The 23,526-nt window shown below is 68.3% G+C and carries 26 protein-coding genes; 11 read left to right on the forward strand and 15 right to left on the reverse strand.

Annotated features, from left to right (window positions below):
* Positions 1-87: 87 nt before the first annotated feature.
* From QCD70_RS18685 to QCD70_RS18705, 5 genes are all read right to left on the reverse strand, one after another.
* Positions 88-1,578 (reverse strand): aldehyde dehydrogenase family protein, encoded by a 1,491-nt coding sequence (locus tag QCD70_RS18685; RefSeq protein WP_301219074.1) that lies wholly within the window; start codon positions 1,576-1,578, stop codon positions 88-90.
* A gap of 59 nt (positions 1,579-1,637) precedes the next feature.
* Positions 1,638-2,777, reverse strand: coding sequence for a mandelate racemase/muconate lactonizing enzyme family protein (locus tag QCD70_RS18690; protein WP_301219076.1), 1,140 nt, complete (start codon positions 2,775-2,777; stop codon positions 1,638-1,640).
* Positions 2,774-3,700 (reverse strand): dihydrodipicolinate synthase family protein, encoded by a 927-nt coding sequence (locus tag QCD70_RS18695; RefSeq protein WP_301219078.1) that lies wholly within the window; start codon positions 3,698-3,700, stop codon positions 2,774-2,776. Before QCD70_RS18695 ends, QCD70_RS18690 begins: the two co-directional genes overlap by 4 nt.
* On the reverse strand, positions 3,697-5,061 hold the full coding sequence (locus QCD70_RS18700; RefSeq protein ID WP_301219080.1) for an MFS transporter: 1,365 nt from the start codon (positions 5,059-5,061) through the stop codon (positions 3,697-3,699). The genes QCD70_RS18695 and QCD70_RS18700 overlap by 4 nt, the downstream gene beginning before the upstream one ends.
* Before the next feature lie 98 nt (positions 5,062-5,159).
* Positions 5,160-5,828 carry a GntR family transcriptional regulator gene (locus QCD70_RS18705; protein WP_301219082.1) on the reverse strand — a complete coding sequence of 223 codons (669 nt, stop codon included), beginning with the start codon at positions 5,826-5,828 and terminating at the stop codon, positions 5,160-5,162.
* Positions 5,829-5,939: 111 nt separating this feature from the next.
* On the opposite strand from QCD70_RS18705, the gene QCD70_RS18710 reads away from it, so the two are divergent.
* The gene (locus tag QCD70_RS18710; protein ID WP_301219084.1) at positions 5,940-7,439 is read left to right on the forward strand and encodes a SulP family inorganic anion transporter; all 1,500 of its coding nucleotides are present in this window, start codon (positions 5,940-5,942) and stop codon (positions 7,437-7,439) included.
* Positions 7,440-7,469: 30 nt separating this feature from the next.
* Positions 7,470-8,447 (forward strand): NAD(P)H-quinone oxidoreductase, encoded by a 978-nt coding sequence (locus tag QCD70_RS18715; protein WP_301219086.1) that lies wholly within the window; start codon positions 7,470-7,472, stop codon positions 8,445-8,447.
* Positions 8,448-8,578: 131 nt separating this feature from the next.
* Here QCD70_RS18715 and QCD70_RS18720 read toward each other — a convergent pair whose 3' ends face one another.
* The 5 genes from QCD70_RS18720 to QCD70_RS18740 form a co-directional block, all read right to left on the reverse strand.
* Entirely contained in the window at positions 8,579-9,238 is a 660-nt protein-coding gene (locus QCD70_RS18720; protein WP_301219088.1) for a cyclodeaminase/cyclohydrolase family protein, read from the reverse strand.
* Between the two features lie 78 nt (positions 9,239-9,316).
* A complete protein-coding gene (locus QCD70_RS18725; RefSeq protein ID WP_301219090.1) occupies positions 9,317-10,069 on the reverse strand; it encodes an SDR family NAD(P)-dependent oxidoreductase in 753 nt (250 codons plus the stop codon).
* A 125-nt stretch (positions 10,070-10,194) separates the two neighbouring features.
* Positions 10,195-10,461, reverse strand: coding sequence for a hypothetical protein (locus QCD70_RS18730; RefSeq protein ID WP_301219092.1), 267 nt, complete (start codon positions 10,459-10,461; stop codon positions 10,195-10,197).
* Positions 10,462-10,517: 56 nt separating this feature from the next.
* Positions 10,518-11,108, reverse strand: a complete 591-nt coding sequence (locus tag QCD70_RS18735) for a hypothetical protein (protein WP_301219094.1) — start codon at positions 11,106-11,108, stop codon at positions 10,518-10,520.
* A gap of 53 nt (positions 11,109-11,161) precedes the next feature.
* Positions 11,162-12,232 carry an alpha/beta hydrolase gene (locus QCD70_RS18740; protein ID WP_301219096.1) on the reverse strand — a complete coding sequence of 357 codons (1,071 nt, stop codon included), beginning with the start codon at positions 12,230-12,232 and terminating at the stop codon, positions 11,162-11,164.
* Positions 12,233-12,568: 336 nt separating this feature from the next.
* Here QCD70_RS18740 and QCD70_RS18745 point away from each other — a divergent pair, with 336 nt between their 5' ends.
* The 5 genes from QCD70_RS18745 to QCD70_RS18765 are packed head-to-tail and all read left to right on the forward strand — an operon-like array spanning position 12,569 to position 16,025.
* Positions 12,569-13,189 (forward strand): PH domain-containing protein, encoded by a 621-nt coding sequence (locus tag QCD70_RS18745; protein ID WP_301219098.1) that lies wholly within the window; start codon positions 12,569-12,571, stop codon positions 13,187-13,189.
* Between the two features lie 34 nt (positions 13,190-13,223).
* Positions 13,224-14,150 (forward strand): DUF5996 family protein, encoded by a 927-nt coding sequence (locus QCD70_RS18750; protein WP_301219100.1) that lies wholly within the window; start codon positions 13,224-13,226, stop codon positions 14,148-14,150.
* A 31-nt stretch (positions 14,151-14,181) separates the two neighbouring features.
* Positions 14,182-14,718 (forward strand): hypothetical protein, encoded by a 537-nt coding sequence (locus QCD70_RS18755; protein ID WP_301219102.1) that lies wholly within the window; start codon positions 14,182-14,184, stop codon positions 14,716-14,718.
* A gap of 36 nt (positions 14,719-14,754) precedes the next feature.
* A complete protein-coding gene (locus QCD70_RS18760) occupies positions 14,755-15,279 on the forward strand; it encodes a hypothetical protein (protein WP_301219104.1) in 525 nt (174 codons plus the stop codon).
* Positions 15,276-16,025, forward strand: a complete 750-nt coding sequence (locus QCD70_RS18765) for an SDR family NAD(P)-dependent oxidoreductase (protein WP_301219106.1) — start codon at positions 15,276-15,278, stop codon at positions 16,023-16,025. The genes QCD70_RS18760 and QCD70_RS18765 overlap by 4 nt, the downstream gene beginning before the upstream one ends.
* A gap of 65 nt (positions 16,026-16,090) precedes the next feature.
* Here the strand turns inward: QCD70_RS18765 and QCD70_RS18770 are convergent, their stop codons facing one another.
* Positions 16,091-16,561, reverse strand: coding sequence for an Lrp/AsnC family transcriptional regulator (locus QCD70_RS18770; RefSeq protein WP_301219108.1), 471 nt, complete (start codon positions 16,559-16,561; stop codon positions 16,091-16,093).
* Between the two features lie 99 nt (positions 16,562-16,660).
* Between QCD70_RS18770 and QCD70_RS18775 the strand changes: the two genes are divergently transcribed.
* The gene (locus QCD70_RS18775) at positions 16,661-17,317 is read left to right on the forward strand and encodes a YitT family protein (protein WP_301219110.1); all 657 of its coding nucleotides are present in this window, start codon (positions 16,661-16,663) and stop codon (positions 17,315-17,317) included.
* 120 nt (positions 17,318-17,437) lie between these two features.
* Here the strand turns inward: QCD70_RS18775 and QCD70_RS18780 are convergent, their stop codons facing one another.
* On the reverse strand, positions 17,438-18,508 hold the full coding sequence (locus tag QCD70_RS18780) for an NYN domain-containing protein (protein ID WP_301219112.1): 1,071 nt from the start codon (positions 18,506-18,508) through the stop codon (positions 17,438-17,440).
* Between the two features lie 106 nt (positions 18,509-18,614).
* Complete coding sequence (locus tag QCD70_RS18785) at positions 18,615-19,037, reverse strand: VOC family protein (protein ID WP_301219114.1); 423 nt, start codon at positions 19,035-19,037, stop codon at positions 18,615-18,617.
* 160 nt (positions 19,038-19,197) lie between these two features.
* Between QCD70_RS18785 and QCD70_RS18790 the strand changes: the two genes are divergently transcribed.
* Both QCD70_RS18790 and QCD70_RS18795 read left to right on the forward strand, forming a co-directional pair.
* A complete protein-coding gene (locus QCD70_RS18790) occupies positions 19,198-21,321 on the forward strand; it encodes an acyltransferase family protein (protein ID WP_301219116.1) in 2,124 nt (707 codons plus the stop codon).
* Between the two features lie 59 nt (positions 21,322-21,380).
* Positions 21,381-21,977, forward strand: a complete 597-nt coding sequence (locus QCD70_RS18795; protein WP_301219118.1) for a DUF998 domain-containing protein — start codon at positions 21,381-21,383, stop codon at positions 21,975-21,977.
* On the opposite strand, the gene QCD70_RS18800 is transcribed toward QCD70_RS18795, so the two are convergent.
* On the reverse strand, positions 21,964-22,482 hold the full coding sequence (locus tag QCD70_RS18800; protein ID WP_301219120.1) for a 2'-5' RNA ligase family protein: 519 nt from the start codon (positions 22,480-22,482) through the stop codon (positions 21,964-21,966). The genes QCD70_RS18795 and QCD70_RS18800 overlap by 14 nt on opposite strands.
* A 2-nt stretch (positions 22,483-22,484) precedes the next feature.
* On the reverse strand, positions 22,485-22,892 hold the full coding sequence (locus tag QCD70_RS18805) for an arsenate reductase ArsC (protein ID WP_301219122.1): 408 nt from the start codon (positions 22,890-22,892) through the stop codon (positions 22,485-22,487).
* 115 nt (positions 22,893-23,007) lie between these two features.
* On the opposite strand from QCD70_RS18805, the gene QCD70_RS18810 reads away from it, so the two are divergent.
* Entirely contained in the window at positions 23,008-23,388 is a 381-nt protein-coding gene (locus tag QCD70_RS18810; RefSeq protein WP_301219124.1) for a PLD nuclease N-terminal domain-containing protein, read from the forward strand.
* Positions 23,389-23,526: the final 138 nt, after the last annotated feature.

Raw genomic sequence — 23,526 nt, forward strand, 5'->3', positions numbered from 1 at the left:
CCCCCCCCCCCCCCCCCCCCCCCCCCCCCCCCCCCCCCCCCCCCCCCCCCCCCCCCCCCCCCCCCCCCCAACTCGATGCAGGGCGCGTCACTCCGCGGGGAGCACCAGCCTGCCGTCGACGCGGCGGGGCACCGCCTCGTACGCGTCCCGCAGTTCCTCCGGGAGTTCGGTCTGAGGCGCGTTCTGCCACGCGACAGGACGCAGGAATCGCCGGATGGACGTGGCACCCACCGACGTGTGCACCGAGTTCGTCGACGGCCAGGATCCGCCGTGGTTCTGGGCCCACGACACGGCGACACCGGTCGGGTACTGGTTGTAGAGGATGCGCCCCGACTTCGCGGCCACCACCTTGCGGGCGAGCGGCACACCCCGGTCGTCCTCGTCGACGAATAAGGACCCGGTCAGCGACGCGGGAAGCGACTCCAGCAGGCGCGCGGCGTGCGCGTCGTCGCGGTAGCGGGCGACCACGGCGACCGGCCCGAAGCACTCCTCGAGCAGCGCGCCGGTGAACTCGTCGCCGTCGAACGCGACCACTGTGGGAGACGTCGCCCCGTCGGCCGCGTCGCGAGCCTCGACGGCGAGAGTCGCGCCGGTCTCGCCGGCGAGTGCGTCGACGCCCGCCGCATAGGCGTGCGCCATCGCCGTCGTGAGTGCCGGCTTCGCGGCGGTCAGAGAGGCGTCGCGCGCCAGCACGCGCACGAGCTGCTCGCCGTCGGAGTTGTCGGGCACGAGCACGATTCCGGGCTTCGTGCAGAACTGGCCACCGCCGAGAACGATGGATGCCGACAGTCCCGTTCCGATCTCGGTGGCCCTGGTGCGGGCGGCTTCGGGTGACACGATCACGGGGTTGAGGCTGCCCAGCTCGCCATAGAAGGGGATGGGTTCGGGGCGCGCCGCCGCGAGGTCCGCGAGGGCTCGTCCGCCGCCGGGAGATCCCGTGAAGCCCGCTGCCCTGATCGCCGGTTCGGTGACGAGCATGATGCCGGCCTCCCGCCCGTAGACCACGGAGAGGGCATTCCCGGCGACCGACTGGACGATTCGGCCGACCAGGTCGCTCGTCGCCGGATGCGCGGGGTGCGCCTTCACCACGACACCGCATCCCGCAGCGAGGGCGGCAGCGGTATCGCCGCCCGCGACGGAGAACGCGAGGGGGAAATTGCTCGCCGCATAGACGGCGACGGGACCGAGGGGCAGAAGCATCCGACGGAGGTCGGGGCGCGGTCCCATCGGAGTGTCCCCGGCGTGGTCGATCGTCGCCTCCAGGTAGGAGCCCTCCCGCAGCACCTCCCCGAAGAAGCGCAGCTGGTAGGTGGTGCGGGTGAGCTCGCCGTTCAGCCGCGTCTCGCCGAGGGCGGTCTCCGAATCGGCAGCGGCGACGATGTCGACGCGGCGTGCCTCGAGTGCGTCCGCGATCGCATCCAGAAGCTCGGCGCGGCCGAGTCGCCCCCGCGCGTCGAGGTCGGCGGTGGCCTCGACCGCACGGTCGACGGCGGCGCGTACCTCGGCGGCATCGCTCTCGGAGAAGTCGAGTTCGCGGCTCTCTCCTGTTGTCGGGTCGGTGGTGGTGACGAGGGGCATCGGCTGGCCTTTCGGTTGAGCGGGTCGATCGAACGGAGCAGGAAGCGTCGGGCGGGGTGTCACATCCACGCGGTCGACCCGTCGGGCTTCACGGGAACCGGGCGGCCCCAGTACACCCAGTCGTCCGTCGCGAGGGCGCTCTCGTCTATCTCGATTCCCCAGCCGGGCCGGTCGGGGCGCAGTTCGAGGTGGCCATCGACCGGCTCGTACGGGTCGTGGCACCAGCTGACGGCATCCGGCTTGAACTCGAGGATCGAGAAGTTGGTCGTCGCGGCGGCGAAATGCAGGTTCGCGGCCGTGGCCAGCGGCCCGAGCGGGTTGTGCGGAGCCACGGGCACATAGTGGGCCTCGGCGATGTGCGCGATCTTGATCATCTGGGTGAGGCCGCCCACGACGCAGATGTCCGGCTGGATGATGTCGGCGCCCTGGGCGGACAGGAGACCGAGGAACTCGTTGGGCGAGTAGAGCGACTCCCCGGTCGCGAGTGGCACCTGCAACTGCGAACGCAGTCGTGTCCACGCGGGCAGGTACTCGGGCCGGATGGGCTCCTCGAGGAAGAGAGGGTCGTGCGGGGCCAGCGCGGCCCCGAGGGTGATCGCCTGCTGCGGAGTCCACAGGCAGGCGTGGGCGTCGAATGCGAACTCCCACTCGGCAGGATGCGCCTGCCTCACGTCTCCGAAGTACCGGCCGAGCTCCTCGGCGACGAGGCCGAAGCGGTGCCGGTGGATGTCGGACCGGTAGGGACTGAGTTTGAACGCCGTGTAGCCGTGGCTCTCGTGGAGCGCCGATGTGCGCTCGAGGAGCTGCGGAACATCCGGCGCCGAGTAGAGGCCCGCATAGACGCGCACCCGATCGCGAACGGCACCGCCGAGGAGTTGATAGACGGGCACCCCCGCCGCCTTGCCGGCGATGTCCCACAGGGCGTGGTCGATCGCGGCGATGGCGGCGAGTCCGAGCGCGCCCTGCGGGAACCGGGACGACTGCTGAAGGAACTGCGAGACGTACGAGGTGCGCCGCGCATCGACCCCGCGGATCTGCTCGATGAGGTAGTCGAGCAGAGGGGGTAGGGCGAGGTCCGGTCCGTGGTTGTACACCTCGGACCAGCCGACGATGCCGTCGTCGGTGGTGATCTTCACCAGAACGCGCGGTCGGTCGCCGACCCTCTGCAGGAATGTCTCGAGCCTGTCGATGCGCATCATGCGGCGACCTTCGCATCCGACCAGCCCTCGAGGGCGTTGTGCACCTCGACCCGGGCCGCGTCGCTCAGCACGGCGCTCGGCGGGCGGACGTCCCTGGCGCAGAGTCCCAGCTGGTGCATGGCCTCTTTGACGACCGACACATTGTCGGCCGACCTGTCGCGGGCGCGCAGGTGTTCGAACGACCGGATTCGACGCCAGACCGATTCGGTCCCGGCCGCGTCGCCGCGTCGCAACGCCTCGAGGAGCTCGAGCGATACGGCCGGCGCGACGTTGACGAGCCCGGACGTGAATGCGCGGGCACCGGCCTGCCAGTAGGCCGGGGCGTAGGACTCGGCCAGTCCGGCGATCCACAGGATCTCGGAGTCGGAGTTCTCGGAGACGTCGAAGCGGGTCGTCGCGAACGCCACGGGATCGGGCACCGAGTACTTCAGCGCGACGACGTTCGGCGCGGCGTGCATGAGAGCGGCGATATCGGCGCCGGAGACGGCGGTGGTGCTCAGATAGGGCACGATCCCGATCTCCGGAACCGCTCGGGCGATGGCCACGTTGTAGTCGATCCAGCCACGAGCCGAGAGATAGGGGAGCACGGGCTGGTGCACCATGACGGCGTCGACTCCGGCATCGCGGGCGAACCGGGCGTCGGCCACCGCGGAGTGCAGGTCGAGGCCGACGCCCGCGATGACGACCGCGTCGCCACCTGCCGCATCGACCACGGTCGCCAGGACGGACCGACGCTCGTGCGGGGACAGGGCATAGAACTCGCCGGTGTTGCCGTTCGGTGTGAGCGCTGTCACCCCCTCGGTGACGAGTCGTCTGGTCAGCCGATGCGCGAGCGGGTGGTCGATCTCACCGCTCGCCGTGTACGGCACAACGGGGATGCCGACGACGGTGGAGAGCCGGGCGATCAGTTCGGCGCGGTTCATGACGGATTCCTTTCAGGGGATGGTTCGGTGACGACGTCTGTGAGGGCGACGACGGGTTTGATGCGCACCCAGAAGCCGTAGATCGCTGCGCTGACGAGGCAGCTCAGCGCCGCGAACACGAGCGGCCCGACGTAGGAGTTGTTGCTGAAGGTGAGGAACAGGCCGATCGCGATCGGGCTGATCAGGTTTCCGAGTTGCGATCCGAAGTTCTGGAACCCGGCGACGGACCCGACCGTGTCCGGGCTCTTGGCCACCTCGGCCGGCAGGCTGAGGATGGCGGCACCGGCGAAGGAGTGGGCGGCGCTCGAGACCGTCAGCACGACCATCACGAGCACGTTGCTCTCGATGAAGGGGCTGAAGCCGATGCAGGCGCTGAGCACGAGTCCGGCGATGATCGGGATCTTGCGCGACAGATTGGGCGAGATGCCGGATGCGAGCAGGCGGTCCGACACGATTCCACCGAGAATCGTCGACCCGATCGCGATCACGGCCGGAATGGCTCCGACCAGGCCGAAGTCCTCTTTCGAGAAGCCGCGGTCGTTGAGCAGGTAGCTCGGGTACCACGTCAGGAAGAACGCTCCGGCGAGGGACCGGAACACGTAACCGAGCGTCAGCGCCCAGACCTGGTTGTCGCGCAGCAGGTCGCGCCAGGGCGTCTTCTCCGCGGTCACCTCGGCGGCGACCATCTCGCCCTGGTCGGAGTTGATGTACTCGAGCTCCGCCGCGTTGACGCGCGGGTGCTTGTCGGGGTCGCGGTAGACGGCCAGCCATCCGATGATCCACAGCAGCCCGGCGACGCCGATGACGATGAACGCGAGCCGCCATCCGGCGAAGATCGCGAGAGTCGTGACCAGCGGAATCGAGAGTGCGGTTCCGATCTGCTGGCCCATGTCGAAGAGGCTCGACGCGAAGGCGCGCTCGCGGCGGGGGAACCACCGTGAGACGACCTTCACGTTGGCCGGCTGCACGGGAGCCTCGCCGATGCCGAGTCCGAGGCGGAAGATGATCGTGGTGACGACGCCCTGCGACAGTGCGGTCAGGGCTGTCCAGACCGACCACCAGCCGACGGCGAGCGGGTAGATGACCCTCGGACCGAACTTGTCGAGCAGCCAGCCCGAAGGGATCTGGAAGAGCGCGTACGTCCAGAAGAACGACGAGAGCAGGATGCCCCGAATGGCCGGGCCGATCTCGAACTCCTCCGCCATGAAGGGCAGGGCGACCGACAGGGCGGCCCGGTCGAGGTATGCGATGGTCAGTCCGAGCGCCGAGAATCCCACGATCGTCCAGCGCATGTTCGTGCGTTTCTGGCGGTTCGCGGCCTGGGCCGATGTCGGGGCGTTCTTTGTATCATGGTGAAGCATCGTTGCTCCTTGCTAGTGGTAGTGATGTCTGCTCCTCACGGAGCGTGGTCTATCGGGGCGGCTCGGGAACTTGGCGGTGAACGAGCCGTCTCCCCCTGCTAGTCGGGCCCTCCGATTCCCGCTTCGTTGCCGGCGATGTGACGCCGGGTGAAGCTGCCGATGTGGGCCGCGACGAGATCTGCCGCGCCATCCGGATCGCCCGATCGGGCGACATCGAGAATGTGCCTGTGCTCGGCGGCCTCGTGCTCCCACGACGCGTCTCGCGTCCATGATCCGGCGGAGATGAGTGCGATCTGATCGCGGAGGCCGTCGAGGGTCTGGAGAAGAAGGGGATTGCCGCAGCGCGCATAGAGGGCGCGATGGAAGTCCCGGTTGGCGATGCTTCGTTCGCTGCCGTCGGAGGCGGAGCGCGCCCGCTCCAACGCGTCGGCCGCTGCGTCGAGGGAGGTGCCGGAGGCGAGGCTCCGCCTGACGGCCTCCGGTTCGAGGAGAAGGCGCATGTCGTAGATCGCGATGGCGTCCGCCTCGGTGAACACCCGGACCTTCGCGCCGGTATAGGGCCGGATGACGACGAGCCCCGTTCCCTCGAGGCTCTTCAGGGCCTCGCGGACCGGGGTCTTGGAGACGCCGAACTGGGCGGCGAGTTCTGTTTCGACGAGCGCCTGGCCGGGTGCGAGCCGCCCGCTGATGATCGCGCTTTTGAGGGTGTCGAGAACGTGCGAGGTGCGCGAGGGAAGGGCTACCTGCTCGAATGACTGCACTGTCACGATTCACTCCTTTGTGTCTCGTACATCATATATGACGGTCAATGGGAGTCAAGGCCTCCGATCGGCAGCGGGAACGCGGCGGGGAAAAGTCATTCCCCGTAGGCTGTCCCGGTGCCCGCGCTCCCCGGATCCCTTGCTCCCCAGGCCGAAGTGACGACGCTCCAGGCGCTCCGCTCGCCCCGACTGCTCAGCCGGGAGGTGCTCGCGGGAATCGTGACGACGCTGGCCCTCATCCCGGAGGTCATCTCCTTCTCGGTGATCGCGGGTGTCGATCCCAAGGTGAGCCTCGTCGCATCCATCGTTCTCGCCATCACCATGTCGATCCTCGGCGGGCGGCCCGCGATGGTCACGGCGGCGGCCGGCTCGGTCGCGCTCGTCGTCGCGCCCCTGGTCAAGGATCACGGCGTCGAGTACCTTCTGCCGGCGATCATCCTCGCCGGCATCGTGCAGATCGTGTTCGGAGCGCTCGGCCTGGCCCGGCTGATGCGGTTCATCCCCCGTTCGGTGATGATCGGATTCGTCAACGCCCTCGGCATCCTGATCTTCGTCGCCCAGGTGCCGCACCTGCTCGGCGTGCCCTGGCTCGTGTATCCGCTGTTCGCGCTGACCGTCGCGATCATCCTGGTCCTGCCTCGCTTCACCACCGCCGTGCCCGCGCCCCTGGTCGCCATCGTCGTCGTCACCGCGATCGTGATGATCGCGCACCTGAACGTTCCGAATGTCGGCGACGAGGGCGAGATCGGCGGCGCGCTGCCGGGACTCACGCCGTTCCTCGCGCCGCTGAACCTCGAGACGCTGCAGCTCATCTGGCCCACGGCGCTCAGTGTCGCCTTCGTCGGTCTGATGGAGACCCTGCTCACCGCGAAGCTCGTCGACGACATCACCGAGACCCGCTCGCACAAGAGCAGGGAGTCGTGGGCGCTCGGCGTCGCGAACATCCTCGCGGGCTTCTACGGTGGAATCGCCGGGTGCGCGATGATCGGCCAGACGATCGTGAATGTGAAGATGGGTCGGGCCCGCACCCGCATCTCGACGTTCGTGGCGGGGCTCGTGCTGCTGGCCCTCGTCACGCTGCTCAGCGACCTGATGGCGCAGATTCCCATGGTGGCGCTCGCGGCGGTGATGATGATCGTGGCCATCACCACTGTCGACTGGCACAGCGTGAGGCCATCGACGCTGCGCCGCATGCCCGTGCCCGAGACCCTCGTGATGGTGATCACCGTCGTGGTCGTGGTCGCGACCGGCAACCTCGCGCTCGGCGTGCTCGTGGGCGTGGTGCTCGCGATGGTGCTGTTCGCGCGCAGGGTGGCCCACGTCATCCGGGTCGACCGGGTCGTCTCGGACGACGGCGAGTCCGCGCGCTACACCGTGCAGGGGCCGCTCTTCTTCGGAAGCAGCAACGACATGGTCGAGCGCTTCTCGTATGCCGTCGACCCGCCGAACGTGGTCGTCGACTTCGGAGCAGCCCAGATCTGGGACGCATCGACCGTGGCCGCGCTCGACTCGGTCGAGAACAAGTACCGCCAGCACGGCGTGACGGTCGCATTCGAGGGTCTGGATGGGCGCAGCCGGGCGCTGCACACGCGCCTGTCGGGCCGGCTCGGCTCGTAGATGCGGCCGTCACGCTCGTAGACTCGCGGCATGCGAGCGATCACTCTTCCCCGGTTCGGCGATGCCTCTGTTCTCACCCTGAGCGAGGTCATAGAGCCTCCGGTCGGGCCGTCGGATGTGCGCATCGACGTCGTCGGCGCCGGCATCAACGGGGCGGACATCTCCCAGCGCCGGGGCAACTACCCGCCGCCCTCCGGTGCTCCGGTGTGGCCGGGACTCGAGGTGTCGGGCGTCGTCAGCGCGGTCGGCGACGACGTGTCGGAGTGGCGTGTCGGCGACGAGGTCTGCGCCCTGCTGCCGGGCGGCGGCTATGCCGAGCGGGCGGTCGTCGACCAGGGTCTCGTGCTTCCCGTGCCCGCCGGCGTCTCCGTGCTCGATGCGGCCGCGCTGCCGGAGGTTGCCGCGACGGTCTGGTCGAACGTGTACATGAGTGCCGAGCTGCTGCCGACCGAATCGTTCCTCGTGCACGGCGGCTCGAGCGGCATCGGTGCCATGGCCATCCAGCTCGCCCATGCACAGGGCTCGCGGGTCTTCGCGACGGCGGGCTCGGCCGAGAAGGTCGCCTTCGCCGAGTCGCTCGGCGCCGTCGGAATCAACTACCGCGAGCAGGACTTCGTGGAGGTCACCGGGCACGAGCTCGGCGGCCACGGGCTCGACGTGATCCTCGACATGGTGGGCGGTGACTACCTGGCCCGCGACATCCGGGCGCTGGGCGTGGGCGGACGCATCATGGTGATCGCGAACCAGAGCGGAGACACGTGCTCGTTCAATGTCGGCTCGCTCATGATGAAGCGCGGCCGCATCTGGGCGACGACCCTTCGCGCGAGGCCTCTGGCCGAGCGCATCGCGATCATCGCCTCTGTGCGGGAGTCGGTGTGGCCGCTCGTCGAGCAGGGTCTCGTGCGGCCGACCGTCGACAGCGTGTTCACGCCCGACGATGCCGCCGACGCGCACCGCCGCATGGAGTCGAGCGCCCACATGGGGAAGATCCTGCTGCAGTTCGCCTAGCCTCCCTTCGACAGGCTCAGGGAACGCTGCAGATGGTCTCGAGACCGGGTCAACGGAGCACGAATCGGCCGACACGCCACTTTTCGCGCCTCGCGAGCGGGGTGTTGTTCGAAACGTGCTCCGTTGGCCCGCTACCCGTGGTCGGTCGGGGCCGCGCGGTCGTCGACCGCGGCCATGATCTCGTCGATGCGGTCGCGGGCCTCGTCGAATTCGCGCACCGAGTCCCAGACCGTCGGGTTCTCGGCATGGACCTGCGTGGGCGGCTCTCCGACGCGAGAAACGGCTGCGAGGTCGAAGCTCACGTTCGTGCGCGCGCCCGTGACTGCTGCCCTCAGGGCGCCGAGCGCCACGACCACATCGGCGATCAGCGCCGGATTGCCGTGAAGGGCCAGCCACTCGAGGTCGTCGATCGCGTCGGTCGCGTGCCGGCCGAGAACGCTCGACGCGCGGGCGGCGTCGATGGATGCCTGGCGGATCGCCGCATCCCTCGCCGGCCCCTTCTCGAGCCGGTAGGCCGCGCCGAACGCGGCGGAGGCCGTGGAGTCCTCGTCGGCGAGTCGCAGGGCGGTCTCGCGGAGGGAGCGTGCCCTCGCGTGGAGGTCGACGACGACCGCGTCGTCATCTCGGTCGTCATGCTCGGAGTACCCCGCGACCATCGACATCAGGGACGCCGCGATGGCGAGCATCACTCCGGCACCCGCGCCGCCGCCGGGCGAGCCGTTCCGCCCGGCGAGGGCGTGGGTCCACGCATCGACGGTCGAGGTCTGCGTGCTGATATCGGGAGAATCCATGACTCCAGTCTGCACACCGACCGCGCTGGTCGAGTAGGCCGGCCACGGCCGTATCGAGGCCCTCGACCGGCGCAGGGCCTAGTGGGCGGAGTAGCCGCCGTCGACCAGGTGGTAGCTGCCCGAGATGAACGAGGCCTCGTCGCTGAGCAGGAACAGGGTCAGCGCGGCGACCTCCTTGTCGGTGCCGAGGCGACGCGAGGCGTGCTCCGCCTCGAGCGCGGTGAGTGCCTCGGGCGAGAGGCTGGAGCGCACGAGCGGGGTGTCGATGAATCCGGGGCCCACCGCGTTGGTGCGCACTCCCTCTGATGTGTACTCGAGCGCCGCGACCTTGGTCAGGCCGATGAGGGCGTGCTTGCTGGTGACGTATGCCGCGTTCTCGGCGATTCCGACCGATCCGAGAACCGAGGCCATGTTCACGACGGCTCCGCCGCCGGCCGCCACCATCGCGGGCAGCTGGAACTTGAGGCCGTAGAACACGCCGTCGAGGTCGACGGAGCGAACCCTGTCCCAGGCGGCGATGTCGTAGTCGCCGATCTTCTGCGGGGCGGCTCCGATGCCGGCGTTGTTCACGGCGAGGTGCAGGGCGCCGAACGTCGACTGCGCGAATTCGACCGCGGCCTTCGAGTCCTCCCACTTCGCGGTGTTCTGCTGGAACGCAGCTGCCGAACCGCCGGCTGCGACGATCTCGTCGACGATGCTCTGTGCCGCGTCGAGGTTGATGTCGGTGACCACCACCGACGCGCCCTGCTCCGCGAGCTCCCGCGAGATCTCGGCTCCGATGCCGCTTCCGCCGCCGGTGACGATCGCTACCTTGTTGTCGAACCTGGCCATGAGGATCACTTTCCATTCTCTACAGACTGATGTCGCGGAGATCGACGATCTCCATGCGCGTGCATAGAGTTCAACGCGCGCACCCGTCCAGAGTATTCCTCTTATCCAACATTTGTCGGATTAAGCTACGAGATCACGTGCCACTCACGGAAGAACTCCATGACCGACTTCGAGTGCAGCTCGCCGTGCACCTGCGCGAGCAGCCGACCCGCCTGCGCCCGATCGCCGGCCTCGACGCGCAGTTCGACCGCGCCGGTGTCGTGGCGCGTGACGACCAGCTCGCGACGCCGCCGCAGCAACCGGGTGCGCACGATCTCGATCCGCGCATCCAGATGATTGGATGCCGGGTCGAACGCGTCGGACTGCATGCTCGCTGCGGGATCGATGGCCATTCATCGAGGCTAGAGGCGCCGCGAACGAGGGGACAACCCCCTGCGCTGCGCTTGGACTACAGCTCGTCGCTGCCCGACTCCTCGCCCCACGACGAGATGGCGGCCGGGATGCGCAGCTCGCCGTCGGCCGCGCGGGCCACGACGTCGACATGGTTGAGTCGGCCGGCGGGAACACCGTTGCGCGAGACGAACCAGGTGCCGAGCATCAGCGACGAGCCGGGGGCTGCGACACAGGCGCCCATCACGGTGAACGCGCCATAGGCGAGCTCGAAGTAGCGGGCCGCGATCACGTCGCCGTGCTGCAGGGTCGGCACGACGTCGGCCGGGTCGCCGGAGGGGAGCGCCGCGACCTCCTCATCGCTGACTGCGGCGACGCCGTCGTCGGCCAGGGCGGCCTGCGGGTCGACGATCTCGAGAAGCTGCAGCGACTTGTCGGGCTTGAGGTTCGCATCCAGAGCCCGGCCCGCGATCATGAACGAGTTCGTCGTCTTCGAGAAGTGCGCCCGACCCTCGATCGAGACGACCCCGTAGCGCGGGGTCGAGAACACGGCCTTCACGAGGTCGCCCGACTTCAGCTCGGCGATGGATGCCGTGAGTCCCTTGACGTTGCGCTTGCCGGGGATGGTCAGCTCGGAGATGGACGGCACGGGGCTTCTCTCGTTCGGTGGGTGTCGACATCCATTGAAGCACCTGGTGCCCGTCAGGATGCGTCGGTGTGCGACTCGAGGAAGGCCAGGGTGCGATCGAGCGCGGTGTGCGCGTCGTCGTAGTCGAGGTGGAACTGGTACTCGTGGGGGAGCGCGGGCTCGTGATCGGCCGCCCAGAACAGCTCGTCGACCTCGACGCCGGCGGCCTTCAGCTCGTTCGACATGGGAACCGACTCGACCCAGGTGAGGGCGTCGCCGTTGCCGCCCGAGATGTAGGTCGGCGGAAACTCGGCTGTGACGAAGCCGAGGCTCGACATCGTCGAGCCCGCGGAGGTGTCCGACCAGTCCTTGGTTCCGGTGTATGCCCACAGGGAGATCTTGAATCCCCAGGCCTCGATGCCGTTGAGCTCCGACATGCGCTGCAGGTCGTAGACCCCGCAGTTGAGGATCGTGCCCACGAGTTGAGTCGGAGACAGGGCCGGATCGATGCCCACGACGGTGGCATACGAGGGATTCGTCGTGATTCCGGCGAGTTCGCTCGCGAGCTGCGCGCCCGCGGAGTCTCCGGCCAGCACGATCTGGTCGGCGTCGACACCCAGCTCGGCGGCGTGCTCATCGATGTAGGCGAGCGCCTCGTTCAGCTGGAAGATGGCCGTCGGATAGATGGACTCGGGTGCAATCGAGTAGTTGAGCTCGATCGTCGTGTACCCCTCCGCGGCGAGGATCTTCAGGTAGGGCGCGACGTTGCTCTTGTCGCCGGAGATCCAGGCGCCGCCGTGGATCCAGACCACCGTCGGGAGCGGGCCGTTCGCGGATTCGGGGCGGAACGCATCCAGTGTCGTCGCGGCGCCGGCCGTGCCGTCGCCGTACTGCACGTCGAGCGTCTCGGCGATTCCGGATGGCGGAACGTAGGGCAGCATCTCGGCGACCGTGTCGCGCCCGCCCTTCTCGAAAACGGCCCGGATGAGCATGCTCGACGCCCAGGGCGAGGCGGAGGTGATGATCGAGATCACCAGTGCCACAGCGAGCACGGCGCTGAGGACCGACACGATTCTGCGCCCGCGCCGCGAGAGTCGACGGGGCGTGCCCCACGTGGGCGAGTCCGTGTGAGTGTGCCTGGTCATGATCCCCCGATCCGCGATCAGTCTGCCAGTACGGGGGTCGCACGACAACACACTGTGTGTTGCACCGCCTATCTGCGCCTGGCCGCGGCGATGCCGACCGCGCACAGCGCGACGACGAATGCGATGAACGTGATGATGAACGCGTAGACCTCGCCGGATTCGTCGAGATGCATCGGATGCCCTTCGATAGGTCGTGCCCGATCTGAGTTCAGCGGCTCCAGTCTCGCCCGACATCGGTGAATACGCGAAGAACGCGAGGCGTACGCAACTCGAACCCTGCGCGGGGATGCGGTGCGACCCCCGGCCGGTTTACGCTCGGTTCGGGGGTAACAAGCTATGAGTGATGTCGCTGCAGGCTGGTACGACGATGGATCCGGTGGAAAGCGCTGGTGGGACGGCCGAGCGTGGACCGCTCGCCAGGCCGACATGCCGAAGCCGACCGCCTCGTACACGCCGAAGCCCAAGTGGCCGGAGGGCACCCGCTGGGCGGCCGTGGGCAATCCCATCTCGAAGGTCGGCGGTGGCCGCTACCTGCTCATCTACGACCACCTCTTCGTGCACATCGGCGACGCTGCCCGCACGCTGCACGACATCGCGGTGATCGACATCGCCGAGATCGACGTGGTGCAGAGCACCCTGCAGAAGACCCGCGGGCTCGCGACCATCAGGGTCACGGTGGGCCACGGTGACGACTCCAACCAGCTGACGCTCGACGACGTGAAGGAGTTCCGCGAGGGCGTCGCGGCCATCACCGGAGCCATCGCCGACGCGCGGCTCGCGGCCAACGGCGGGCTGGCATCCACCGAGCCCGAGCCTGTCGCCGAACAGGCTCCGGATGCCGCGGTGCAGGCTCGCGATTTCATCGCCGAGCTGGGTGCGCTGGCCGCCTACCACCGCGACGGAGTGCTCACCGACGAGGAGTTCGCGGCCGCCAAGCGCAAGCTGCTCGCGCTCTAGCGGCCGCCGCACGGCGACGAGGCATACTCGAACGATGGAGCATTTCGAGGCGGCACCCTACGACGACTGGCAGCACACGAAAGAGACGCTGCACCGCTTCGTGCAGATCGTGGGCAAGGTCAGGCTCGCCGCGAGCGTTCGACGCAACCACTGGTGGAACGTGCCGTTCCACCTCACCGCGTCGGGCATCACGACTCGGCCCATGGGGTTCGATCCGACCTTCGCGATCGACTTCGACTTCATCGACCACCGGGCGATCGTGCAGAACACCGACGGCCGCAGGGCCAGCATCGCGCTCGCGGGGCAGTCGGTCGCCTCGTTCCACGGCGAACTCCTTCAGGCGCTGCGCTTCATCGGCGCGCCGGACGCCGCCGAGAGGATCGTCGACGCGCATCCATTCGACCTGCCCGACGCGGGCCGCGCGTTCGCCGACGACACCGAGCACGCCGCCTACGACCCGGCGGCAGTGTCGCGGTACTGGCGCGTGCTCAGCGACGTGAACCTGGTGCTCGAGGAGTTCAGCGGCCGGTTCTCGGGCAAGACGAGCCCGGTGCACCACTTCTGGCACACCTTCGACATCGCCGCCACGCGGTTCTCCGATGTCGTCGTTCCGCACACGGCCGAGTCCGATCCGGTGACCCGCGAGGCGTACTCCCGCGAGGTCATCAGCGTGGGCTTCTGGTTCGGAGACCCGAGCTACCCGGCCCCGGCCTGGTACGCCTACACCTCGCCCGAGCCCGAGGGGCTGGCCGACGAGCCGCTGCCGGGTTCGGCGGAGTGGCTCGACCGCGGCGCGAGCCATCTGGCCGTTCTGTCGTACGACGCCACCCGGGAGAGCGGAGATCCGAGGGGCGCAGCGCTGGAGTTCCTTCAGGCCGCCTACGAGGCCGGAGCCCGGCGCGCCGGGTGGGACATCGAGCGCTATGCGTGCGTCGATGGCGTCACGGCGGCCATACTCTAAGCAGACGCCCCGAGAGCACAGAGGACTTGTCATGACATTCGAACCCCCGGCCGTTCCGCCGTCTTACACCCCGCCGCAGTCGACGCCGCAGTCGCCGGTTCCTCCGGCTCCCTCGTACCAGCAGCAGCCGCCGAGCTACGCGCAGCAGCAGCAGCCCGGTTATGCGCCGCAGCAGCCGAGCTACGCGCAGCAGCAGCAGCAACAACCGCACCCCGGCTACCCGCAGCAGCCGGGCCAGAACGCACGGCCGCCCCGCCCCAAGAACACCCTGGGCCTCGTCTCCGCGATCCTCGGCGCGTCAGGCTTTGCACTCGGGTTCATCTTCACCTTCATCCAGCTCGGCATGTACGCGACGGACAGCTCAGGCGCCTACGGTCTGCTCAGCGGAACGCAGTCGGTGCTCGACGCCCTGCTCGGTCTGGGCGCCATCGCCCTCGGTGTGCTCGGCTATCTGAAGGGCGGTCCGTCGAAGCTCCTCGCCATCGTCGGAACGACTCTCGGCGTCGCCCTGCTCCTCGGAGTGCTCAATGGGCTGATCTTCACGATCGCGCTGCCGCTCATCTACTGATCCGCCAGACCGCTCCGCGCCTCGAAAGGACGCCCCGTGCAGCTGCCCCAGATCTACCTCGCGATAGAGCCGACGGGCCCTGCCCAGTGGAACGCGATCACCTTCGGGCCCCTCTTCCACCAGAATCTCTCCGCCTCGGGCAACGGCCAGGGCGGGTCGGTCGTGCGCGTGGTTCAGCACGGCACGCGCGCCGTGCTGAACGATGATGTCGACATCTCGATCGAATTCGGCATGGATGCGGCGGCCATCCAGATCGACGCGCTGCTCGACTGGGTGAAACCGGCCAGCTTCGAGTACGACAACGCACGCCCGTTCTTCGTCGACCTCTTCTACCGGGGCGAGCTCGTCGACCGCGTGATCGCCGTGTGGATCGACCAGTACAGGGCCGCTCTGCCTCTGCCCTACTCGGTCACGGCAGACGGAGGAGTGAAGGGCGCGGTGCCCACGTGGCACGTGTCCAGGCGCAGCTTCCTGCTGGTGAGACTGATCGACCAGCTGCGCGGCGGACTCGAGTTCGATCGCTACTACGCCCTGTCGGGCCTGACGCTCGACCGCGCATGAGCCGCTTCGGGGGAACGCGGGTCGTCGTCGTCGGGGGTGCCGGGGGAATCGGCGGCCGCATCGCGGAGCGGTTCACCGACGAGGGTGCCGACATCATCGTGCTCGACCTCGTGCGCGGAGCCGACCGCGCGCTCGGCGGGGCCCCGTCTGCCGGGCCGGGCAGGGGCATCCTGCACTGCGACCTCGTCGATGCGGTGAGCGTCGAGGCCGCCTTCGCGGTGGCGCTTGCCGAACTCGGCGGCATCGACGTGCTGGTGAACAGCGCGGGAATCCTCGCCCGCGGCAGCCTGCTCGACCTGGCGCCCGAGCGGTGGGACCTGGTGATGGACATCAACGCGCGCGGCACGCTCTTCGCCATGCAGCATGCGGCCCGCGCCATGATCGACCAGGGCGCGGGTGGCACGATCGTGAACATCGCGAGCATGGCCGCCAAGGCCGGCGGCGCCGACGAGGGCGCCTACGCGGCGTCGAAGGCCGCAGTCGTCGGGCTCACCCGGGCGGCCGCTCTCGAATGGGGAGAGCATCTGATCCGGGTCAACGCGCTGCTTCCGGGGTACGTGCTCACCGACATGGGCAAGGACACGCGCACCGACGACGACGTTGCCAACTGGTCGAAGAAGTCGCCGCTGGGTCGCCTCGGCACACCGGATGACGTGGCCGGGTTCGCCCTGTTCCTCGCGTCGGTCGACGGCGAGTACCTCACGGGCCAGTCGTTCAACGTCACCGGCGGAATGATCATGCACTGAGTGACGACGTCGAGTGTGCAGTGTGTGTTGCGTGCGATTCGATCGAATCGACGACTTCTGCTCACTCAGGCGTCGGCGGCGCGCTCCAGGAGCGGGCGCAGACGCAGGGGCATGGTCTCGACCAGCGAGATCGTGGTGTTCGTGCGCACCACGCCCTCGATCGCGAGCATCGCGACGGTGATGCGGCGCAGCTCCTCGGTACTGCGGGCGAGCACCTTGACGAGCAGGTCGGCCTCACCGGTCGTGGAGTGGATCTCGACGACCTCGGGCAGCTCGGCGAGTCCGGCCTCTGCGAGATGTCCCGTGGCCTGGCTGATTGCGATCGACACGAACGCGACGAGCGTGTAGCCGAGGGCCGCGGGGTCGACGCGGCGGCTCGGCTCCTTGAGTGCTCCGATGCGCGCGAGCCGCGCAAAGCGGGCGTGCACCGTGTTGCGTGCGATGCCGAGCGTTCGCGCGAGAGACAGGATCGTGGCATCCGGGTTGTCGTCGAGCGCGAGCAGAAGGCGAGCGTCAAGCGAGTCGAGCGTGTCCATGCACGCATTTTGTCATGTTACGGGCCTCGGATGTCTCAGACTGCGCAACGAGGGAAGGCTCGGTTGCGCGCATGCCCGATCCGCTGAGAGCATCAGCCCATGACCTCGTCTCCCGTGCTGCCCGCCTCCGTCCTCCCGGCATCCGCACCGGTGGCCCAGGCCTCGCCCGGGCACACGATCGTCGAGGACATTCTGGCGATCCTCACCGGCACGATCACGACGTCTCTCGGGCTGTTCCTGCTGAAGAGCGCGGGCGCCGTTACCGGCGGAACCGCAGGGCTCTCGCTGCTCATCAGCTACGCGACCGCCCTGCCCTTCCCCGTTCTGCTGCTCGTGGTGAACGCTCCGTTCTTCGTGCTCGCGTTCTGGAAGAAGGGCATCGCGTTCACCGTGCGCACCATCATCACGGTGGGGCTGCTGTCGGTGTTCTCCTCGATCATCCCCATGCTCGTGAGCTTCGAGCACATCGATGCGGTCTTCGGCATTCTCGTGGGCAACCTGCTCGCCGGCGTGGGCATGCTCATTCTGTTCCGGCACGGCTCGAGCCTGGGCGGCTTCAACGTGCTCGCACTGCTGATGCAGGAGAAGTTCGGCTGGCGCGCGGGCTACGTGCAGATGGCGCTCGACGTCACGGTGGTGCTCGCGGCGTTCGCGGTGGTCTCGCCGTGGGTGGTGCTGGTGTCGGCCGCGGGTGCCGCCGTGCTCAACGTGGTGCTCGCCCTGAACCACCGCCCGGGCCGCTACGTCGCCGGCTGACACCCTCGACCGTACGTCGTGTTGGGTCGCGCTCGTATGCAGGAAAATTCGGGGGGTCGAGTGCGAAAACGGCCACTCGGGCGGAGTTTTCCTGAGTTAGAGCGAGCTGCGAGACCCTGCTCAGCGCTGCGTGTCTGCCGAGGCGAGAAGGCGGATGAGCCGCTGCTGCCCCTCTTCGGCGAGCTCTGCCACGTCGTCGCGCGAGGCCAGGAAGTCGGTGAACGAGCGGTAGCCCAGGGGCTTCTCGTTGAACGACGGGTCCATGCGGCGCATCTGGTTCTTGACCGATCCGGTGTTGAGCCATTCGTCGGCGTCGCCCTTGGCGTGGCCGATCTGCAGGGCGCGCACGAGCAGCTCGGTGGCCACCTTCTGCGCATCCTCGGGCTCGGGCTCCGGCTCCTCGAAGGGGGAGTCCTCGGTGTGCGAGAACATGGGCACGGTGACGCGGCGCGACCGGGCGGGCGCCTTCTTGGGTTCGACCTCGGCCTCGACCGTGTCGTCGGCACCGGAACCGGACTCGGCGGCCGAGGCCGGGGCATCCGCCGTCTTCTTCGAACCGCGGCGCGACGACGACGAACCCGCAGGGGCGACCACCTCGGGCCGCTTCTCGATGCCGGGCAGCGAGTCGTAGTCCTCGAACTCGTCGCAGGCGGCGGCGAGCGACGTGCTCGTCGAACCGGCCACGCCGATGCCCACGACGAAGCGGCCGAGACGCTTGGCCTTCTGGGCCAGCGCGATGTAGTCGGAATCGCCCGCCACGATGATCACGTGCGTGAGGTCGGGCAGGCGGAAGAGGTCTTCGACCACGTCGACGGCCAGGCGGATGTCCGCTCCGTTCTTGGTGCCGCGGGTCGTGGTCGTGAAGAGCTGGGTGAGGTCGACCGCGCGCGACATGAGCTGGCGCTGGTAGCTCGCGTTGACCGGAACCGACCAGTCTGCGTAGGCGCGGTTCACGACGGTGGTGCCGAAGCTGGCGGCGAAGTCGATGATGGCGCTGAAGTCCACGGTCGCGGCGGCCAGGCGGGCTGCGATCTCGGGGTCGTTGTTGGGATCGGTCTTGTCGAAGTCGCGGATTCCGTCGCGCTGGAACGCGTTGCGCCCGTGCAGCTGCTGGTAGCGCGAGATGACGATGTTGTCGAAGTCGATGTAGAGGCCGACGCGGGCGTCGACGGGTTCGGTTGTTTCAGCCATGGTGAGCTCCTCGGTTGGCGGAAGACTCAGTAGCGATCCGGTACGGACCTCCAGTCTCCCGCGACCCGAGGGCCCAAGGCAACACGTGTCGCCGACGGCCGACAGGTCAGTCGGTCGTCACGAAGATGCAGAAGGGATGCCCGGCCGGGTCTGCCAGTACGACCAGCGCCTCGGCGGGGTCGTCGATGCGGTCGTCGAGAAGGGTCGCGCCGAGGCTCAGAGCCCGGATGTTGTGGGTGCGCAGATCGTCGAGCGTGCGGACGCTGAAATCCAGATGCAGCTGCTGCGGCCTGGGCCCTTCGGGCCAGGTGGCCGTCTCGAGCTTCTCTACCTGCTGGAAGGCGAGCAGTCGTCGCTCGTCTTCGCCGAGCAGCACCAGCCAGTCGGCGCCGGCCGGATCGGGCTCGCCCGCCGGGGGTGCTTCGTCTCCCGGCTGGTAGATGAGGCCGAGAAGCTCGCGGTAGAACTCGGCCAGCTCACGGGCGTTCTCGGTGTCGAGCACGATCTGGCGAAACGCGGGATGAGTCATGCAGAGATTCTCCCTCCGTTCCCTGATCTTGTCGAAGGGGTTCCCTTCGACAAGCTCAGGCAGCGGCAATGAGAGAGCGCTTTCATCCGTGGCGCGATAGGCTCTGCACGGCTCAGACGGGGGAGACGAGTAGTACGTGACGCGCGAGAACAGCACTGTGATGCCTGACACCACACCCGAAACCGAGGCGAACGCACCTCGCGCCGTGAGGGCCGACATCCAAGGCCTTCGGGCGGTCGCGGTGGTGGCGGTCATCGTGAACCACGTGATCGGCTGGCCGAGCGGCGGCTTCGCCGGCGTCGACGTGTTCTTCGTGATCTCCGGCTTTCTCATCACCGGTCTGCTGCTGCGCGACCACGAGCAGCACGGCCGCATCTCGCTCGCCGCCTTCTACGCCCGCCGCATCCGCCGCATCGTGCCCGCCGCCCTGACCGTGATCGTGGTGACCGCGGCCGTCGGATGGTTCCTCTTCAACCGCGCGCGCAGCATGTCGACGATCTGGGACGGCGTCTCGTCGCTGCTGTTCGTGGCGAACTGGCGCTACACGGCGGTCGGCACCGACTATTTTCACGCCACCGACCCGGCCTCGCCGCTCCAGCACTACTGGTCGCTGTCGGTCGAGGAGCAGTTCTACCTCGTCTGGCCCTGGCTGGTGATCATCGTGCTCGCCATCGCGGTGAAGCTGCTGCGCTCGCCCGCGCGGGCCAGGGTCGTGCTCGGCGTCGTGATGGCGGTCATCGTCGCGGCATCCTTCCTCTACGCGGTGCAGCAGACGGCATCCAGCCCCGCGGCCGCGTACTTCTCGACCTTCTCGCGTGCATGGGAGCTGGGCGCCGGAGCCCTGCTGGCCATCGCTGCACCGCTGCTGGCCAAGCTGCCCACGGGCATCCGCATCGTCGTGGGATGGCTCGGCCTGCTCGCCTTGCTGTGGTCGTTCGTGCAGGTCACCGACTCGACGCCGTTCCCGGGTCCGGGCGCCGCGCTCGCGGTCGGCGCGACGATGCTCATCATCGCCGGCGGAATCGGTGGGCGGCAGCGCTCGCTCTTCGTGCTCGACAACCCGCTGAGCGTGTACATCGGCAACCTTTCGTACTCGCTCTACCTGTGGCATTTCCCCGTACTGGTCTTCGCGCTGCTGCTCATGCCCGAGCAGACGCCCGTGGTCACGGCGATCATCTTCGGGCTCACCGCGGCCATCTCCATGATCGCGTTCTATCTGATCGAGCAGCCGTTCCATCACTCGCCCCTGCTGCGCCGCTCCGGCTCGCGAGAGAAGAGCCGCGAGGCGTGGCAGGCGTGGCGCGACCGCTTCGGGGCGCACGCGATCCTCGCGACCGTGGCGCTCATGGTCGTGGGGGCCGGAGTGGGGCTCGGATCGTTCAGCGTGCTGCGCGACCACACCCCGATGGCCGCTCCCGTCGCTGCTCCGGTGCCCGCCGAGAACCCCGAGGTGCAGCTGCAGGCAGACCTGGCCGCCGCCCTCACCGCGACCGCGTGGCCCGACAACCTCTCGCCCTCGATCGACGACGCGATGTCGCAGACGTCGACCGACAATCCGGCCAGACGCTGCTTCGACATCGGCGACACACCGAACGTCGACGACTGCACCTGGGGCAACCGGAACGCCCCGCAGCACATGTATCTCGTCGGGGACTCGACCGCGATGGCCTACGCGCCGGCGTTCAAGGCGATGGCCGAGGCCAGCGGCGACCAATGGCAGATCACGACGATCGGGCTCTACGGATGCCGCTTCACCGACGTGCTCGTGCAGAACGACGGCGACGGGGTGATGGATGCGTGCCCGCAGCGCAAGCAGGACGTGGCCGATCGCATCCGCGCCGACGCGCCCCAGCTGATCGTGATGTCGAACGCCTTCGCCCTGGGCCAATCGAGCAGCCGCCAGCCGCTGTCGACGGGCGACCTCGTCGCATCCACCCTGGCCGAGGCGGCCCAGTACAACGCCGCCGGCCGCGTCGTCTACCTGGCGCCGCCGCCCCTGGGCGCTCCCCTCGGTCAGTGCTACTCGAGGGTGTCGAGCCCGATCGACTGCGCCGTGAACGTGGATGCCGCGTGGAACGACTTCGAGGCCGCGTTCGAGGCGGCGGCCCCGGCGACCGGCGACCACGCCGTGAGCTCGCTGCCCTTCAGCTGCGTCGACGGCCAGTGCCCCGCCTTCGCCGGCACCCTGCCCACGAAGTACGACCAGGTGCACATGACGGTGCAGTACTCCGAGCATGTGGCGCCCGCGATCCGGTGGGCATTCATAGCCCAGGGTTTGATGTAGTGGTGCATGATCGAGGGTGAACGCCGGCGTCTGCTGCGCGCGACCGAAGGAGAACTCGAATGGTGATCGCCATCGCCGTGATCTCGCTGCTTGGCGTGCTCGTGTGCGCCGCGTGCCTGGTCTACCTGCACATCGCGCCGACCGGCCTCAACCCGGTGCGCGACGCCGTGAGCCAGTACGGCATCACCGACTACTTCACCTTCTACCGCGCTGCGGCTCTCGCGCTCGGCGTCGCGTCGCTCACCCTGGCGGTCGCGCTTCTCGAGGCGCTGAGCGAGGCGAACGCCGCCGGCATCGTCTTTCTCGTGATCCTCGGATTCGCTCGCCTGACGATCGGGTGGGTTCCCATGGATGCGCCGGGCGCCCCGCGCACCTCGACCGGCCTGCGGCACAACCTGCTCGCCACCGCCTTCTTCGCGTCGGCCACGGTGGCCGCATTCCTGTTCACGGGCACATTCGCCGCCGACCCCGCTCTGTCGGGCATCGCCCCGGCCTCCGGGGTTCTCGCATGGGCGATGGCCGTGTTCAGTGCACTCATCCTGCTGACCAGCGTCGTGGGCCCCCTGAAGACCTTCTTCGGTCTGGCGGAGCGTCTGCTCTACGTGGCCGTGCTCGCGTGGGTCGCCACGGTCGCGATCGCGCTCATCTCGAGCTGAGCGGCGTCACGGTGCGCTCGACCGCGTTCCACAGGCGCATGCCCGTGGCCTCTCCCGTGAGGTCGTCGCCGAGCAGGCCGAGCGCCTGAGGCAGGTCGTCGAGCCGGATGCGGCGGGCCAGGGTGACATGCGCGACCCAGACGCCGGGGTGCGAATGCGCGACGAGGCCCTGCTGCCGCACGGATGCGTGAACCGAGGCCTGCAGATCGAGCAGCGCGGCCGTGGGTGTGACGAGTCGAGCGAGCACCCGTCGGCCGCCGCTGCCGAAGAGCACGGGTGGCCCTATGGTCACGGGCAGCGGAAGATGTAGCGCATCGTGCGCGGCGGCGTGGTCGACGATCTCGAGGGGCGTTCCCACCACGAGGGTGAGGTGCGGCCTGTTGCTGTCGGATCTGTGCGCGCCGAGGCTCGAGAATCCGGCGCGTTCCAGCGCATCCCATTCGCCTCTGATCGCCTTCTCGATCGTGTCGTCGAAGGTGAGGTCGATGCTGGAGAGCGCCGTCACGGTCAGGCCTGGGGCAGGAGTTCCTGCAGAAGGGACTCGACGCGCGACCTGATGGAGTCGCGGATCTCGCGGACCTCGTCGATGCCCTTGCCTGACGGGTCGACGAGCTCCCAGTCCTCGTAGCGCTTGCCGGGGAAGATCGGGCAGACGTCGCCGCAGCCCATGGTGATCACGACATCCGAGTCGCGGACGGCCTCCGTCGTCATGAGCTGGGGCACCTCGTGCGAGATGTCGATGCCCTCCTCGGCCATGGCCTGGATGGCGACGGGGTTGATCTGCCGCCCGGGTTCCGAGCCGCCGGAGCGCACCGTGACGGCGCCCTTCGACAGCGCGGTCATGTAGCCCGCGGCCATCTGCGAGCGACCCGCGTTGTGGATGCAGACGAAGAGAACGGTGGGAGCATCGGTCATGGGATCACGGTACCCGAGCTGCGTGAACGCAACACCGAGAACGGTACTTCGGGTTCCAATTCGGCTTGTATCGAATGCTCGATTCCGACGACGGTGTCTCACTAGACTGGCGCGCATGTCGATCGTGTTCTCCGTCGTTGTGTTCGCGCTTCTGATCGGTGCTCTCGTCGACATCATTCTGCGCAGCGACGAGCAGGTGAAGCATCTGCCCAAGATCGTGTGGGTTCTGCTGGTCGTCTTCCTGCCGCTCATCGGCAGCATCCTGTGGTTCACGATCGGACGCGAGTACAGCCAGTCCGTCGATCTGGGTTCGTTCGGCGACCCGCGTCGGCGCGAGAAGGCTGCGCGCACGGCATCCGCCGCACCCACGACGCGGGCGAAGACCACAGAAGAGGAGCTCGCCGACCTCGATCGCGAGATCGAGTTCTACAAGCAGCAGGATCGCATCCGCCGGCTCGAGGCCGAGCTCGACGAGCGGCGTCGCACGCAGGAGTAGCTCCGAGTGCGCAGTACGCAGTCGTGCGCGCTGAGGTGCGGAGAATTGTCGCATTGTCCGGGGCAATGTCAAGTGGTGGTTGCAACGCTGGGGGTTAGGCCGCTTCGAGGAGTCGGGCGAGCCGGTAGGTGGGGGTTT

The sequence above is a fragment of the Agreia sp. PsM10 genome (assembly GCF_030433855.1).
Taxonomy (GTDB): Bacteria; Actinomycetota; Actinomycetes; order Actinomycetales; family Microbacteriaceae; genus Agreia.